The organism is Nocardioides sp. W7, from assembly GCF_022919075.1.
Classification (GTDB): Bacteria; Actinomycetota; Actinomycetes; order Propionibacteriales; family Nocardioidaceae; genus Nocardioides.
This window is the reverse complement of record NZ_CP095078.1, coordinates 1,403,061-1,417,634: the sequence shown is the minus strand read 5'-3', so window position 1 is coordinate 1,417,634 and position 14,574 is coordinate 1,403,061. Positions and strand designations below refer to the sequence as shown.

Sequence of the window (14,574 nt, the reverse complement as noted above, 5' to 3'; positions counted from 1 at the left end):
GGTCACGATACGGCGGCCACCGCCCGGGTGAGCGCCCGGTCGAGCATGGCGAGTCCGGCGCGGGCGTCCTCGGCGGAGATCGTCAGCGGCGGGACGACGTGGATCCGGTGGTAGTTCGCGAACGGCAGCAGCCCCTCGGCCCGGCACGCAGCGAGCACGGCCGCCATCGCGGGACTGCTCCCGCCGTACGGCGCCAGCGGCTCCCGGGTGGCTCGATCGGCGACCAGGTCGAGCGCCCAGAAGACCCCGGTGCCGCGGACCTCTCCGATCCAGTCGTGCCGGCCGGCGAGCTCGCCGAGCCCGGGTCCGAAGACCTCCTCGCCCAGCGCGGCGGCGTGCTCGACGACCCGGTCGTCCTCCATCGTCTGGATGGTGGCGACCGCGGCGGCACAGGCCAGCGGGTGGCCGGAGTAGGTGAGCCCGCCCGGGTAGGGCCGGTGGTCGAAGGTCGCCGCGATCTGCTCGTTGATGGCGACGCCGCCGAGCGGGACGTAGCCGGAGTTCACGCCCTTGGCGAAGGTGAGCAGGTCGGGGACGACAGCATCGTGCTCGACCGCGAACCACTTCCCGGCCCGGCCGAAGCCGGCCATCACCTCGTCGGCGATCAGCACGATGCCGTGCCGGTCGCACAGCTCGCGGACGCCGGTCAGGTAGCCCGGAGGCGGGACCATGATCCCGGACGTCCCGGGGATCGACTCGAGCAGGATCGCGGCGATGGTGGCCGGCCCCTCGAGGACGATGACCTGCTCGAGGTGCTCGAGGGCCCGCTGGCACTCCTCGGCCTCCGTGGTCGCGTGGAACGCGCTGCGGTAGAGGAACGGGCCGAAGAAGTGCACGACCCCGTCGGACGCGTGGTCGTTGGGCCAGCGGCGCGGGTCGCCGGTCAGGTTGATCGCGAGCTGGGTGCCGCCGTGGTAGCTGCGGTAGCGCGAGAGCACCTTGTGCCGGCCGGTGTGCAGGCGCGCCATCCGGACCGCGTGCTCGTTGGCGTCGGCGCCGCCGTTGGTGAAGAAGATCTTGTCCAGGCCCTCGGGGGTGTGGCTCGCGATCAGGCGGGCCGCCTCGGAGCGGGCGTCGTTGGCCGCCGTCGGCGCGATGGTGCACAGCGTCGCCGCCTGCTCCTGGATCGCCTTGACGACCCGCGGGTGCTGGTGGCCGAGGTTGGTGAAGACCAGCTGCGAGGTGAAGTCGAGGAGCCGGTTGCCGTCGCCGTCCCAGACCCAGGAGCCCTCGGCCTTGGTGACCACCATGGGGGTGATCTCGGCCTGGGCGGACCAGGAGTGGAAGACGTGCCTGCGGTCCAGCTCGTAGGTGCGGCGCGGGTCGCCCATCAGCTCAGTCATTCTGCGGGAACCCCAGCTCGAGGCCGCCCTGCGGCCGGTTGGCGGGGTCGATCCAGCGGGTCGTGACGACCTTGCCCCGGGTGAAGAAGTGCACGCCCTCGGAGCCGTGGGCGTGGGTGTCGCCGAAGAGCGAGCGCTTCCAGCCGCCGAAGGAGTAGTAGGCGACCGGGACCGGGATCGGCACGTTCACGCCGATCATCCCGACCTCGACCTCGTTCTCGTAGCGGCGGGCCGCCCCGCCGTCGTTGGTGAAGATCGCGGTGCCGTTGCCGTAGTGGTTGCTGTTGACCAGCGCCACGGCCTCGTCGTACGACGCCACCCGGACGACGGAGAGCACCGGGCCGAAGATCTCGTCGGTGTAGATCGCCATGTCGGGGGTGACGTGGTCGAAGAGCGTCGGGCCGAGCCAGAAGCCGTCGGCCTCGCCGGCGGCCCGGACCTCGCGGCCGTCGACCACCAGCTTGGCGCCGGCGGCCTGGCCGGAGTCGACGTACGACGCCACCTTGTCGCGGTGCGCGCGGGTCACGAGCGGACCCATGTCGGACTCGTGCTCGACGCCCTTGCTCCCGTCGCCGATGACCAGGGTGCGGGTGCGGTCGGCGATCCGCGCGACCAGCTCGTCGGCGACCGGCTCGACGGCGACCAGCACGCTGATCGCCATGCAGCGCTCGCCGGCGCTGCCGTAGCCGGCGTTGACCGCGGCGTCCGCGGCCAGGTCGAGGTCGGCGTCGGGGAGCACGACCATGTGGTTCTTGGCGCCGCCGAGGGCCTGCACGCGCTTGCCGTTCCTGCTCGCCTGCTCGTAGACGTACTCCGCGATGGGGGTCGACCCGACGAAGCTGATCGCCGCCACGTCCGGGCTCTCCAGCAGCGCGTCGACGGCGACCTTGTCGCCCTGCAGCACGTTGAAGACGCCGTCGGGGAGACCGGCCTCCTGCCACAGTGCCGCCAGCCAGAGCGAGGCGGACGGGTCCTTCTCGCTGGGCTTGAGGACCACGGCGTTGCCGGCCGCGATCGCGACGGGGAAGAACCACATCGGGACCATCGCCGGGAAGTTGAAGGGGCTGATGATGCCCACGACGCCGAGCGGCTGGCGGGTCGAGTGCACGTCCACGCCGGTCGAGGCGCTCGGCGAGTGGCCGCCCTTGAGCAGGTGCGAGATGCCGCAGGCGAACTCCACGACCTCCTGGCCGCGGGCGATCTCGCCGAGGGCGTCGGAGTGCACCTTGCCGTGCTCGGCGGTGATCAGCTCGGCCAGCTCGCCCTTGCGGGAGTTCAGCAGCTCGCGGAACGCGAACATGACCTGCGTACGCCGCGCCAGCGAGGTCTCGCCCCAGGCCTTCGCGGCGGCCTTCGCCGCGGCGATCACGTGGTCGGCGTCCGCGCGGCTGGCCAGCGCGACCTGGCCGCTGACCTGGCCGGTGGCGGGGTTCGTGACGTCGGCGGTGCGGTCACTCGTCCCGGCGTACGACACTCCGGCGGCCCAGTGGGAGATGGTCATGCGCTCATCCTCGCGCCGACTCGGGTCGGCAGCGGCCGACGGACCGTACGATTCGGCGTACCGACCCGACGATCTGTAAAGCCGGTCCCATGTCCGACGTCACCCTGCGCGACGTGCTCGCGATGGCGGTGCTGCGCGCCGCCGACCCCGTCGTGCTGGCCGGCGAGGACGGCCTGGACCGGCGGGTGCGCTGGGTGCACGCGACCGAGCTGCCCGACATCGCGCCGCTGCTGCGCGGCGGCGACCTGGTGCTGACCACCGGCATCGCCCTGCCCGAGGCCGAGGCGGGGCTGCGCGCCTTCGCGTCGAGTCTCGCCGAGGTCGGCGCGGCCGGGCTGATGGTCGAGCTCGGCCGGCGCTGGACGGTCGTGCCCGAGGCGCTGGTCGACTCGTGCGCGGACGCCGGGCTGCCGCTGGTGTGCCTGCGGCGGGTGACCCGGTTCGCGGCGATCACCCAGGCCGTCGGCGAGCGGGTGGTCGACGAGCAGCTCGCCGAGCTGCGGGAGGCCGAGCGGGTGCACGAGACGTTCACCGCGCTCAGCCTCGCCGAGGCCGACCCGGGCGAGATCCTGGCCGCCGTGCAGCGCCTCTCCGGGGCCGCCGTCGTCCTGGAGAGCGAGCAGCACCAGGTCGTCGACTACCTCGCAGGGCCGGAGGACCTCGACGCGCTCCTCGACGGCTGGACCGCCGTCTCCGCGCGGGTGCCGCTCGCCGGGCGCACCACCTGGGACGAGCAGCAGGGCTGGCTGCTCACCCGGCTCGGCCCGCGCGAGCGGGGCTGGGGCAGGCTGGTCGTGCGGTCCGCGCGCCCGCCGTCGCAGCGACTGGTCGCGATCGCCGAGCGCGGGGCCGCCGCGCTCGCGCTGCACCGGCTGCACGACCGCGACCGCGACAACCACCTCCGGCGCACCCACCACGAGCTGCTGCTCGCACTGCAGACCGACCCCGCCGGTGCGGACGTCGTACGACGCTGCGAGCTGGCCGGTCTGCCGACGACCCGGCGGTCCTACGTCGGGCTGACGGTGCGGCCGCGGCCCGACGAGGCCGGGGCCGGCCGGCGGTCGTCGGCCGGCGAGGTGCTCGCGGCCGTCGTGCACGCGGCCCACGAGGCGGGTCTGCCCGCGCTGATCTGCGAGCTGGACCACGACGTACGCGCGCTGCTCGCGGTCGCCCCCACCGCCTCGGACGCGGTCGTCGACCGGCTGGCCGCGACGGTGCTGCGCCGACACGCGGCACTGGTCGGGGCCGGTCGCCCGGCCCCGTCGCTGGCGACCGCGGACCGCACCCTGCGTGAGTCCCGGCAGGTCGTCGACGCCGTGCGCGCCGACGCCTCGACCGGGCGGTCCGTGCACCGCCTGGAGGACGTGCACCTGCGCGGACTGCTCGCCCTGCTCGCCGACGACGACCGGCTCCGGCTCTTCGTCGCACGCGAGCTAGAGCCGCTGCGCCGCCACGACGCCGAGCACGGCACCGAGCTGCTCGCCGCCGTCCGGGCCCTGCTGCTGCACCCCGCCGGCAAGGCCCAGGCCGCGGCCAGCCTGCACCTGTCACGGCCGTCGTACTACGCCCGGCTGGCCCGCGCCGAGGCCGTCCTCGGCGAGCGTCTCGACGACCCCGACATCCGGGTCTCCCTGCACGCCGCGATCCTGGCCGCCGAGCTCGGGGGCTAGACCAGGTCACCCGCGAGCGCGCGGCGCGGGTCGGGGAGGCGGGCGTGGCGTGCGGGCGGGCGGGCGGGCGGGCGGGCGGGCGGTGAACTGTCCACCGATTCCGCCCGACGGACGGGGGATCACCCACCGCCGGTCCGGTGTGCCGAGCCTAAACGCCGCGTCGGCGGTGAGTCATCCACGAGACGCTTCGCCGGAACGGTGGACCACTCACCGCCCCACGAGGGACCCAGCGTCAGGCGAGGCCCTCCTCCGCGAGCACGCCCTGGGCGATCCGGAAGGCGGTGTTGGCGTCGGGGACGCCGCAGTAGATCGCCGTCTGGAGCAGCAGCTCCTTGATCTCCTCGACCGTGAGCCCGTTGCGCAGGGCCGCGCGCACGTGCATCGCGAGCTCCTCGTGGTGGCCGCGGGCGACCATGGCGGTGAGGGTGATCAGCGAGCGGCTGCGGCGGTCCAGGCCGGGGCGGGTCCAGATCTCGCCCCAGGCGTACTCGGTGATCAACTCCTGGTAGTCGCGGGTGAAGTCGGTGGCGTTGGCGCTCGCGCGGTCGACGTGGGCGTCGCCGAGCACCTCGCGGCGCACAACCATCCCCGCGTCGTACCTCGCCGAGCGGACGACCTCGGTCGGCGGCTCCTCGCCCAGCAGGTGCTGGCGCACCAGGGTGGCGACCACCTCGGGCGCCTCGGCGGGCGCGAGGTGGGCGACGTCGTCGAGGACGACGACCCGGCCGTCCCGCACGCCGGTCGCGATCTCCTCCAGCGAGGACGGCGGGGTGGCCGGGTCGACCGCACCGGCCACGGCGAGCACCGGCGCCGCGATCTCGCCGAGCCGGTCGCGCACGTCGAAGTCCGCCAGCGCCTGGCAGACCTGCGCGTAGCCGGCGTCGACGGTGTCCTGCAGCGCGTGCAGCAGCGCGGACCCGATCGCCGGCTGGCGGTCGAGGAAGCCCGGGGCGAACCAGCGCTCGGCGGAGCCCGCCACCAGCGCCGGGGTGCCGGAGGCGCGGACCTGGTCGATCCGAGCCGCCCACGACGCGGGGTCGCCGATCTGCGCGCCCGTGCACAGCAGTACGGCGCCGTCCACGCGCTCGGGGGCGTCGAGGAGCAGCTGCAGCCCGACGGCGCCGCCGACCGAGTCGCCGGCGTACCCGAAGGTCCCGCCGGCGTCGCCCCGCTGCTCCAGGACGTCGGTGACGACGGCCAGCACGCCGCGGGCCAGGTCGGCCATCGTGAACGGCTCGTCCGGCACCGACTTGTTGTGGCCGTGGCCGGGCAGGTCCCAGGCGAGCACGTCGAAGACGTCGGTGAGGCCGGCGGCGCAAGCCGTCCAGAGGGTGCTCGCGGAGGTGCCGAGCGAGGGCCCGAGCACCAGCAGCGGCAGCTCCGCCCGCCGGGCCGAGCCGGTCAGCCGGACGGCGGTGATCGCGGGGGTCATCGGTTCTCCTGCGTCTTCGGAAGGGTGTTCGGGACGGTGGCGCGGTGCACGACGGCGTCGACGATCGCCCCCGCCTGTCCGAGGTACGACGGTGCGGGGTCGTGACCCGCCTGCTCGGCCAGCGACCGCTGCTCGGCGAGCACGTCGTCTCCGGCTCCCGCGAGTGTCCGAGCCATCCGGTCGGGCCGGACCTCCAGCCCGTCGAGCAGGTCGTGGGTCTGGGAGACCGCGACCAGCGTCCGGCGGACCAGGTCGCGCAGGGTCGCCCACTCGGCGTGCCAGCCGCCGTCGGCGCGGTCGTCGACCTGGCTCGCGGCCGCCAGGTGCAGGGTCGCGGCGAGCTGGGGCGTGGTCAGCGCGGCGCGTCGTACCAGCACCGACAGGACGGGGTTGGCCTTGTTGGGCATGGTCGACGAGCCGCCGCCCGACCCTTCGGCGAGCTCGCCGAGCTCGGGGCGACCCATCGCCAGCACGTCGTTGGCGATCCGCCCGCACGCGTCGGTGCAGCCCGCGAGCGCGTCGCCGATCCGGGTCACGCTCGCCCGGGTGGTGTGCCACGGCAGCGGGTCCAGGGCCACGTCGCGGCCGAGCTCGACCATCCCGGCGCGGGTGCCCGCCGCGCCGCCGAGCTGCGCCGGGAAGGCCAGCCGGCGTACGTCGTCGCGGGCGTCGAGGACGCCGGTCAGCCACTGCGCGACCCGGAAGCCGAACGTCGTCGGGATCGCGTGCTGGGTCAGCGTGCGCGCGACCATCGGGGTGTCGCGGTGCGCGGTCGCCAGGGCGGCGAGCCCGTCGACGATCCGGTCGAGATCGCCCAGGAGGTCGGCGACCGCGGCCTCCGCCATCCGCATCAGGGCCGAGTCGACGACGTCCTGGCTCGTCAGTCCTCGGTGGAGGCGCGCGATCCCGGTGCCGTCACGGAGCCGCTCGACCAGCCCGATGACCGGGTTGCCACCGACCTCGGACTCGTTCTCCAGCCACTCGAGGTGGTCCGGCCCTACGACGCCGTCGAGGTCGACCCCCGCCCACTCCTCCTCGACCGCGACCATCGCCTCGAGGAACGACTCGGACGTGAAGTGGTCGCCGGCCCGGTCGTCGCCCGGCCAGAAGAGGTCACCCATGCGCTCAGTCTCGCCCGTGCGCCAACCCGTGCGACAGGAAGACGGTCTCCCCCTCGCCCTGGAGCCGGAGATCGAAGGCGAAGCCGTGCTCGTCGGGACGGGCCACCAGGGTGTCGCGGCGCTCGGCCGGCAGCCCGGCGAGCAGCCGGTCCCGAGCCGTGTCCGGACCCGGCAGGTAGGCGCGCGTGAGGAGCCGGTCCAGCAGCCCGCGCGCGAAGACGGTCAGCGCGAAGAACGGCGCCGCGCCCGGCTCGGTCGCCCCCGGCGCGACGGTGGTGAACGAGTAGCGACCGGTGTTGTCGGTCGCCGCCCGGCCCCAGCCGGTGAACGAGAACCCGTCGCGGCGCAGCGACCCCTCCGCCCGCGGGACGACCCCGTCGGCGTCGGTCTGCCAGAGCTCGATCAGCGCGTCCGGCACCGGCTCGCCGGCGCCGTCGAGCACCCGCCCGGAGAGCCGGATCGCCCGCGCGCTGCCCGGTGGCACGAGCTCGCTGTCGCCGTCGTACGGCAGCGCGTAGCCGAAGAACGGGCCGATGGTCTGTCCGGGGGTGGGGATCACCGGTCGTCCTCCGTGTCCGACGAGAGCGGGGTGCGGTGCGAGCCGGTGAGCACGATGTCCCAGCGGTAGCCGGTGCACCACTCGGGCTGCGTGACGTCGTGGTCGTACGACGCCACCAGCCGCTCGCGCGCCCCCGGGTCGACGATCGCCTGGTAGATCGGGTCGAGCGCGAACAGCGGGTCGCCCGGGAAGTACATCTGGGTGACCAGGCGCTGGGTGAACGCAGCTCCGAAGACCGAGAAGTGGATGTGCGCGGGCCGCCAGGCGTTGCGGTGGTTCTTCCAGGGATAGGGCCCCGGCCTGATCGTGGTGAACCGGTAGGTCCCGTCGCCGTCGGTCAGGCAGCGGCCGACGCCGGTGAAGTTCGGGTCGATCGCGGCCGGGTGCTGGTCGCGCTGGTGGAGGTAGCGCCCGCCGGCGTTGGCCTGCCAGACCTCGACCAGCTGGTGCCGCACCGGGCGCCCGTCGCCGTCGAGGACCCGGCCGGTGACGACCATCCGCTCGCCGACCGGCTCGCCGGTGTGCTGGATGGTCAGGTCGGCCTCCAGCGGGTCGACGTCGCGGTGGCCGAAGGCCGGCGACCACAGCTCGATCCCCTCGGGGTCGGCGTGGTGCGGGTCCTTGGTGGGGTGCCGCAGGATGCTGCTGCGGTACGGCGGGTAGTCGAGCCGCACCCGGTCCTCGACCCCGCCGTCGGCGGCGTACTCCTCGGCGATCGTCGCGATCTCGGCACTGACCTCGGCCTGCGAGGTGGCCGCCGCGTCGGAATCAGCAGGGGCGTCAGCAGGAACGGAGGTGGCTGTCACGTCAGGGACGGTACGACGCCCGCCGCCGTCATCGACCCGCTCGCCTTCCACTCACCGGAAGGCATCGGTCGTCTAGACCAGGACCGCGGTGTGACGGTCACCCCATGAACCGCAGCTGGCCCGTCCTCCTCTGTTGGATCGCCGTAGCACTCGACGGCTTCGACCTCGTCGTCCTCGGCGCGGTGATCCCGACCCTGTCGAAGTCCGGCGACCTCGGCTTCACCGACGCCTCCCTGACCACCGCCTCCACGATCGGCCTGGTCGGCGTCGGGATCGGCGCGGTCGCCATCGGCCCGCTCACCGACCGGTTCGGGCGGCGGATCAGTCTGATCAGCAGCATCGCGCTCTTCTCGGTGCTGACGATCGCGGTCGCGTTCGCCCAGACGACGACCCAGTTCACCGCGCTGCGCTTCTTCGCCGGCCTGGGCCTCGGCGCCTGCCTGCCGACCGCGCTCGCCTACATGAGCGAGCACGCCCCCGCGGGCCGCGGCGGCTCGGCGGTCACCCGGATGATGACCGGCTACCACGTCGGCGCGGTGCTCACGGCCCTGCTCGCCCTGTGGGTGATCGACGCGTTCGGCTGGGAGGCGATGTTCGTGATCGGCGGCGTCGCCGGCCTGCTCACCCTGCCGCTGATGTGGGCCAAGCTGCCCGAGTCCGAGACCTACCTGCGTCGTACCGCCGAGAAGCCGCCGCGCAGCACCGACGTCGTCAGCGGCCAGTACCTGCGGATCAGCCTGGGCCTGTGGGTCGCGTCGTTCATGGGTCTGCTGCTGGTCTACGGGCTCAACACCTGGCTGCCGAAGATCATGGGCGAGGCCGGCTACTCCATCAAGGCCGGCACCAGCCTGCTGCTGGTGCTCAACGTCGGCGCCGTCATCGGCCTGCTGGTCGCCGGGGTCATCTCCGACTCCCGCGGCAACAAGCCGACCGTGCTGCTGTGGTTCGGGCTGGCGGCCGTCTTCCTCGCCCTGCTGTCGATCAAGCTGGAGAGCTCGCTCCTCGTCTACGTCGCCGTGCTGCTCACCGGCATCTTCGTCTTCAGCGCCCAGGTGCTCGTCTACGCGTTCGTCGGGCACCTCTACCCGCCGGAGATCCGCGGCACCGCGCTCGGCGCGGCCGCCGGCATCGGCCGGGTCGGCGCCATCGTCGGCCCCTCGCTCGGCGGCCTGCTCGTCACCGCCGGCGTCGCCTACCCCTGGGGCTTCTACGCGTTCGCAGTCGCGGCCCTCCTCGCCGTACTGGCCCTGGCGACCGTCCCGGCCCACGTCCGCGAGCCGGCCCACGCCGAGTCCTCATGAATGGTGGGCCGAGTCAGCACCAGTGGTGCTGACTCGGCCCGCTACTCCTGCTGACTCGGCGAGGGGGGTTCCGGTGGGTGGAAGACTCGGGTGCATGGCCGGCAACGTCTCCCGCCCCGGCACCACGGTCACCGGGCGGGCGCTCGCGCTGATCGGCGCGTTCGACGAGGACCACCGCCGGCTCACCCTGACCGAGCTGGCGGTGCGGGCCGAGCTGCCGCTGCCGACCGCGCACCGGCTGGTCGCCGAGCTGGTCGCGTGGGGTGCGCTCGCCCGCGCCGTCGACGGTCGGTACGTCGTGGGCCGGCGGCTGTGGGACATCGGCCTGCTGGCGCCGTTCAACGCGGGTCTCGTCGAGGTCGCCTCGCCGTTCCTGCACGACCTGTACGGCGCCACCCTGGCCACCGTCCACCTCGCGGTGCGCGACGGGGCCGAGGTGCTCTACCTCGACCGGCTCGCGGGCCACGCGTCCGTGCCGGTCGTGAGCACGGTCGGCTCCCGGCTGCCGCTGCACGCCACCGGGGTCGGCAAGATCCTGCTCGCGCACGCACCGGCCGACGTGCAGACCCAGATCCTCGGGAGCGACCTGGCCCGGATCACGCCGTACACCGTCACCCAGCCGGGGACGCTGCGCCGCCAGCTGACCCGCGCCGCCAGGGAGGGCTGGGCCACCACGGTCGAGGAGATGAGCCTCGGTGCCTGCTCGGTCGCGGTGCCGATCCGGCGCGGCACGGACGTGGTCGCCGCGCTCGGCATGGTCGTACCGTCCCTGAAGAACGACCGCCCCAGGCTGGTCGCCGCACTCCAGGTCGCCGCTCAGGGCGTGGGACGGGCGATCAGCGGGCTTCCCGAAACCACAAGCCCCTCCTCGGCACGGGGCTGAGGCTGATCGAGGAGGTCGGCGCGAGGGTCGTCCTGGGCCGCGCCCAGCTCACGCCCGACCTGCTGGCGCCCCGCCCCGAGGGGGCGGTCGATGCGCTGATGCACGCGGGTCCGCGGGACGGACTCCTTGCTGGCCTGCCACAGGAACAGCATCATCACGCCCACCACGGCGAACGCCGCGATCGCGATGAAGATCGCCCACCAGAGCGGGCCGAAGTTGAAGCTGCCGGGGTTCATCTCGTTCGTCACGCGACGAGCCTCGCCGGCCCGCCGGTCCCCGGGCAGGGTCGAAGGTCCGGGACTCGCGGGACTCAGGTCTGGGACGGATGCTCCACGAGGGCCAGGAGGTAGCCGACCCCCATCGCACGCGTGGCGCAGACCTCAGCCAGACCTGGGCGAGACTGGGCGACGTACGCCTCGCGCGACCATGAGACCATCGACCGTGTCCCTCGCGCGGCAGGTCGGCCGGGTCACGCTCACGGGCCTGCTCGCCGTTGCTCTCGTGGCCGTGGTCAACGGCGCGATCCTCATGTATCTCGCCCTCGTCCAGAACCGCGACCTCGAGGAGGTCACCGACGGCGCCCGTGCGGTCCGGCTCGCCCACCTCGCCATGCTCGACCAGGAGACCGGCGTCCGGGCGTACCTCCTGACCGGCGACGAGGCCGACCTCGCGCCGTACATGCAGGGACGCAAGGACGCCGCCACGCAGCTCGCCGAGGCGGAGGAGCTCATCGGCGACCTCGACGGAGTCGGTCCCCTGCTGATCCGTCAGCAGGCCTCGATCGAAACCTGGAGCGCGGACTGGGTGGCCGAGGCGATGTCGCTCGGCGACGGCCTGGCCGCCCAGCCGGGCAGCGCCGCGAAGACGGACTTCGTCGAGCGGGGCCGGAGCCTCTTCGACGACTACCGCAACAGCCACGACGAGCTCGAGACCGCCGCGGACGAGCTGCGGGCGACCGAGCAGAACCAGCAGACCACGGTGCTGGTCCTGGCCCTCTTCCTCGAGGTGCTGCTGCTGACCGGTGCGGCGTACATCGTCACCCGCCAGCGCCGGACCCTCCGCGCGGCGGTGGTGGAGCCCGTCGACGAGCTGCTGGACACGATCGGCCGGATCCGCGACGGCGACCTCGAGCCGCGCCCCCGCAAGCCCGCCCCGGCCGAGCTGCGCCTGATCGGCGAGGGCTTGGACGACATGGCCGGGGCGCTCGCCGAGCGGGAGCGCGACCTGGTGGCGGCGCGCCTGGAGGCCGAGGCCGCCAACGTCGCGAAGTCGGCGTTCCTGGCCACCATGTCCCACGAGATCCGCACCCCGATGAACGCGGTCATCGGGATGAGCGGGCTGCTGCTGTCCACCGACCTGGACGACCAGCAACGCGACTACGCCGAGACCGTCCGGACCTCGGGTGACGCGCTGCTCACGATCATCAACGACGTCCTCGACTTCTCGAAGATCGAGTCCGGCGAGCTCGACCTCGAGGAGCACGCCTTCGCGCTGCGCGAGTGCGTCGAGTCCTCGCTGGACCTGGTCGCCGCCCAGGCCGGCGCGAAGGGAATCGACCTGGTCTGCCAGATCGACCCGGACGTGCCCGCGGTGGTCGAGAGCGACGTGACCCGGGTCCGCCAGGTGCTGGTCAACCTGCTCAGCAACGCCGTGAAGTTCACCGCCGAGGGCGAGGTCCTGGTGCGGGTCCGGGTCGAGGACGGGACCGACCCCGACCGGCCGACCCTGGCGTTCGCCGTCCGCGACACGGGCATCGGCATCCCCGAGGACCGGATGCACCGGCTGTTCCGCTCCTTCACCCAGGTCGACAGCACCACCACCCGCGTGTACGGCGGCACCGGGCTGGGCCTGGCGATCAGCCAGCGGCTCGCCCAGGCGCTGGGCGGCCGGCTCCTCGTCGAGAGCGAAGCCGGCGCCGGCTCGACGTTCACCATGGTCGTCCCGATGACCCGGGCCGCCGGCGCCGAGGAGGACCGGGCTCGGGTGGCCCCCGCCGAGCTCCGGGGCCGGCGGGCGCTGGTCGTCGACGACAACGACACCAACCGCCACATCCTGCGCGCCCAGCTCGAGGCGTGGGGCATGCAGGTCGTCGACCACGCCGACCCCGTCCGGGCGCTCGAGGCCATGGCGGCCGGCCCCGAGGTCTTCGACCTGGGCGTGCTCGACATGCACATGCCCGAGCTCGACGGCCTCGGACTGGCCCGCGGGCTGCGCGAGCTGCCCGGCTGGGCCGACGTGCCCCTGCTCCTGCTGACCTCGCTCGGCGAGCGGCTGCCCGGGGCGGCCGGGGTCGGCCTCGCCCACCTCACCAAGCCGGTCAAGGCCGCGGCCCTCCGCGACACCGTCGCGCACCTGCTCGGCGCCCGCGAGCCGGTCCCGGCGCCGACCGCCGTGCCCGAGCCGGTGGGCCCGCTGCGGATCCTGCTCGCCGAGGACAACACCGTGAACCAGAAGGTCGCGACGCTGATGCTCGAGCGGCTCGGCCAGCGCCCGCTGGTGGTCGCCAACGGCGAGGAGGCGCTGGCAGCCGTGCACGCGGCGCCGTACGACCTGGTGCTGATGGACGTGCACATGCCGGTCATGGACGGGCACGAGGCCACCCGTCGGATCCGCGCCGAGCTGCCCCCGGAGCGGCAGCCCCGGATCGTCGCCATGACCGCCGGCGCGCTCGTCGAGGACATCGAGGCCACCTTCGCCGCCGGCATGGACGACCACCTGTCCAAGCCGGTCCGTGCCGAGGAGCTCGCCGCCGCCCTGGCGAGGGTCCGGCCCGCGCCCCCGGCGGAGGAGCCGACTTCGTCGGACGACGACGGGCTCCCGCCCGTGCTCGATCCCACCGTCCTCAAGACGCTCGTCGGGCACCTCGGCCCCGACGCAGGCGCCTTCCGGCAGCGGCTGATCGGTGCCTGGGTCACCGACTCCGACCAGCAGCTCACCCGGCTCGCCTCGGCCGTGGCCGCGTCCGACGCACCCGCCGCGGCCGACATCGCCCACAGCATGCGCTCGGCGAGCGCGGCCCTGGGCGCCCTGCGGGTCGCGCACCTGTTCACCGAGCTCGAGTCCGTCGCCCGCAACGGCGCCGACCCGGGAACGGTGGCCCGGCTCGCCGCGGCCGCCGCCGCCGAGGTGGAGCGTGCGCAGGACGCGCTCAGCGGTGGTGCTGACTAGCGTGATCCTGGAGTTCGACGGCGTGGTCTGGGAGTGGCGCGGCCCCGCGCCGTACCACTTCGTCTCGGTGCCCGAGGACGAGTGCGTCGAGCTCGCCGAGGCGGCCGCCCTGGTGTCGTACGGCTGGGGGATGATCCCCGTCACCGTGACCGTGGGCGACACCTCGGTCACCACCTCGCTGTGGCCCAAGGACGGCGGGTACGTCGTGCCCCTGAAGGACAAGCTGCGCGCCGCCGAGGGGATCGCGCTGGGCGACGTCGTGACGGTGCGCCTGAGCGTCGACGTGCGCCCGCGCTGAGGCGCGCGGTCTCGCTCAGGACGGGATGACGATCTGCTGGAGCGCCCACCGGTTGCCGTCCGGGTCCTGGAAGTGGACGAACCGGCCCCACGGCTGCTCGTCGACGCCCTCGCAGGCGATCCCTCGACCGCGGAGCTCGGCGAGGGCCGCATCGGCGTCCGCGACGACGACCTGGATGAACTGGCTCGAGCCCGCCGGCATCATCTCGAGCCCGATGCCGAAGCAGATCGAGCACGCCGAGCCGGGCGGGGTGACCTGCACGAACCGGAGCTCCGGCGAGACGGTGCGGTCGTGGTCGACACTCCAGCCGAGCCCGTCGCCGTAGAAGGCGACGGAGCGGTCGACGTCGGAGACGGCAAGGGGGATGAGCTCGATCTTGTAGTCCATGACGACCACGGTACGAGCGGTTGCGGTCAGTTCCTGACCTGAGTCGTGGGCGGTTCTGGTCGGTGGGAGGCCCGCGGCTTCATCACGGTATGCAGCCGGATCGGC

The 14,574-nt window shown here is 73.6% G+C and carries 13 protein-coding genes; 5 read left to right on the top strand and 8 right to left on the bottom strand.

All coding sequences use genetic code 11. From position 1 onward, the window contains the following. Window positions 1–2 precede the first annotated feature (2 nt). On the bottom strand, window positions 3–1,343 hold the full coding sequence (locus MUB56_RS06730; protein ID WP_244931135.1) for an aspartate aminotransferase family protein: 1,341 nt from the start codon (window positions 1,341–1,343) through the stop codon (window positions 3–5). Further along, a complete protein-coding gene (locus MUB56_RS06725) occupies window positions 1,336–2,844 on the bottom strand; it encodes a CoA-acylating methylmalonate-semialdehyde dehydrogenase (RefSeq protein ID WP_244931134.1) in 1,509 nt (502 codons plus the stop codon). The genes MUB56_RS06730 and MUB56_RS06725 overlap by 8 nt, the downstream gene beginning before the upstream one ends. Window positions 2,845–2,933: 89 nt before the next feature. Here MUB56_RS06725 and MUB56_RS06720 point away from each other — a divergent pair, with 89 nt between their 5' ends. Further along, window positions 2,934–4,514, top strand: a complete 1,581-nt coding sequence (locus MUB56_RS06720; RefSeq protein WP_244931133.1) for a PucR family transcriptional regulator ligand-binding domain-containing protein — start codon at window positions 2,934–2,936, stop codon at window positions 4,512–4,514. 232 nt (window positions 4,515–4,746) lie between these two features. On the opposite strand, the gene pcaC is transcribed toward MUB56_RS06720, so the two are convergent. From pcaC to pcaH, 4 genes are read right to left on the bottom strand one after another with little or no spacing between them, the layout of a single operon-like run. After that, window positions 4,747–5,946 carry a 4-carboxymuconolactone decarboxylase gene (gene pcaC / locus MUB56_RS06715; RefSeq protein ID WP_244931132.1) on the bottom strand — a complete coding sequence of 400 codons (1,200 nt, stop codon included), beginning with the start codon at window positions 5,944–5,946 and terminating at the stop codon, window positions 4,747–4,749. Continuing rightward, complete coding sequence (locus tag MUB56_RS06710) at window positions 5,943–7,067, bottom strand: lyase family protein (protein ID WP_244931131.1); 1,125 nt, start codon at window positions 7,065–7,067, stop codon at window positions 5,943–5,945. The genes pcaC and MUB56_RS06710 overlap by 4 nt, the downstream gene beginning before the upstream one ends. Window positions 7,068–7,071: 4 nt before the next feature. Then, window positions 7,072–7,626 carry a protocatechuate 3,4-dioxygenase subunit alpha gene (gene pcaG / locus MUB56_RS06705; RefSeq protein ID WP_244931130.1) on the bottom strand — a complete coding sequence of 185 codons (555 nt, stop codon included), beginning with the start codon at window positions 7,624–7,626 and terminating at the stop codon, window positions 7,072–7,074. Further along, window positions 7,623–8,432 carry a protocatechuate 3,4-dioxygenase subunit beta gene (pcaH, locus tag MUB56_RS06700; protein ID WP_244931129.1) on the bottom strand — a complete coding sequence of 270 codons (810 nt, stop codon included), beginning with the start codon at window positions 8,430–8,432 and terminating at the stop codon, window positions 7,623–7,625. Before pcaH ends, pcaG begins: the two co-directional genes overlap by 4 nt. Before the next feature lie 104 nt (window positions 8,433–8,536). On the opposite strand from pcaH, the gene MUB56_RS06695 reads away from it, so the two are divergent. Together MUB56_RS06695 and MUB56_RS06690 are read left to right on the top strand one after the other, a co-directional pair. Next, the gene (locus MUB56_RS06695; protein WP_244931128.1) at window positions 8,537–9,733 is read left to right on the top strand and encodes an aromatic acid/H+ symport family MFS transporter; all 1,197 of its coding nucleotides are present in this window, start codon (window positions 8,537–8,539) and stop codon (window positions 9,731–9,733) included. A 94-nt stretch (window positions 9,734–9,827) separates the two neighbouring features. Continuing rightward, entirely contained in the window at window positions 9,828–10,616 is a 789-nt protein-coding gene (locus MUB56_RS06690; RefSeq protein ID WP_244931127.1) for an IclR family transcriptional regulator, read from the top strand. Here the strand turns inward: MUB56_RS06690 and MUB56_RS06685 are convergent. Beyond that, window positions 10,550–10,864, bottom strand: a complete 315-nt coding sequence (locus MUB56_RS06685; RefSeq protein WP_244931126.1) for a hypothetical protein — start codon at window positions 10,862–10,864, stop codon at window positions 10,550–10,552. The genes MUB56_RS06690 and MUB56_RS06685 overlap by 67 nt on opposite strands. 193 nt (window positions 10,865–11,057) lie before the next feature. Here MUB56_RS06685 and MUB56_RS06680 point away from each other — a divergent pair, with 193 nt between their 5' ends. Then, window positions 11,058–13,784, top strand: a complete 2,727-nt coding sequence (locus tag MUB56_RS06680; protein ID WP_244931125.1) for a response regulator — start codon at window positions 11,058–11,060, stop codon at window positions 13,782–13,784. Beyond that, window positions 13,771–14,082, top strand: coding sequence for a DUF1905 domain-containing protein (locus MUB56_RS06675; protein ID WP_244931124.1), 312 nt, complete (start codon window positions 13,771–13,773; stop codon window positions 14,080–14,082). Before MUB56_RS06680 ends, MUB56_RS06675 begins: the two co-directional genes overlap by 14 nt. A 15-nt stretch (window positions 14,083–14,097) precedes the next feature. On the opposite strand, the gene MUB56_RS06670 is transcribed toward MUB56_RS06675, so the two are convergent. Then, window positions 14,098–14,469: a VOC family protein gene (locus MUB56_RS06670; protein WP_244931123.1), complete on the bottom strand. Its 372-nt coding sequence runs from the start codon at window positions 14,467–14,469 to the stop codon at window positions 14,098–14,100. Between the last annotated feature and the right edge of the window lie 105 nt (window positions 14,470–14,574).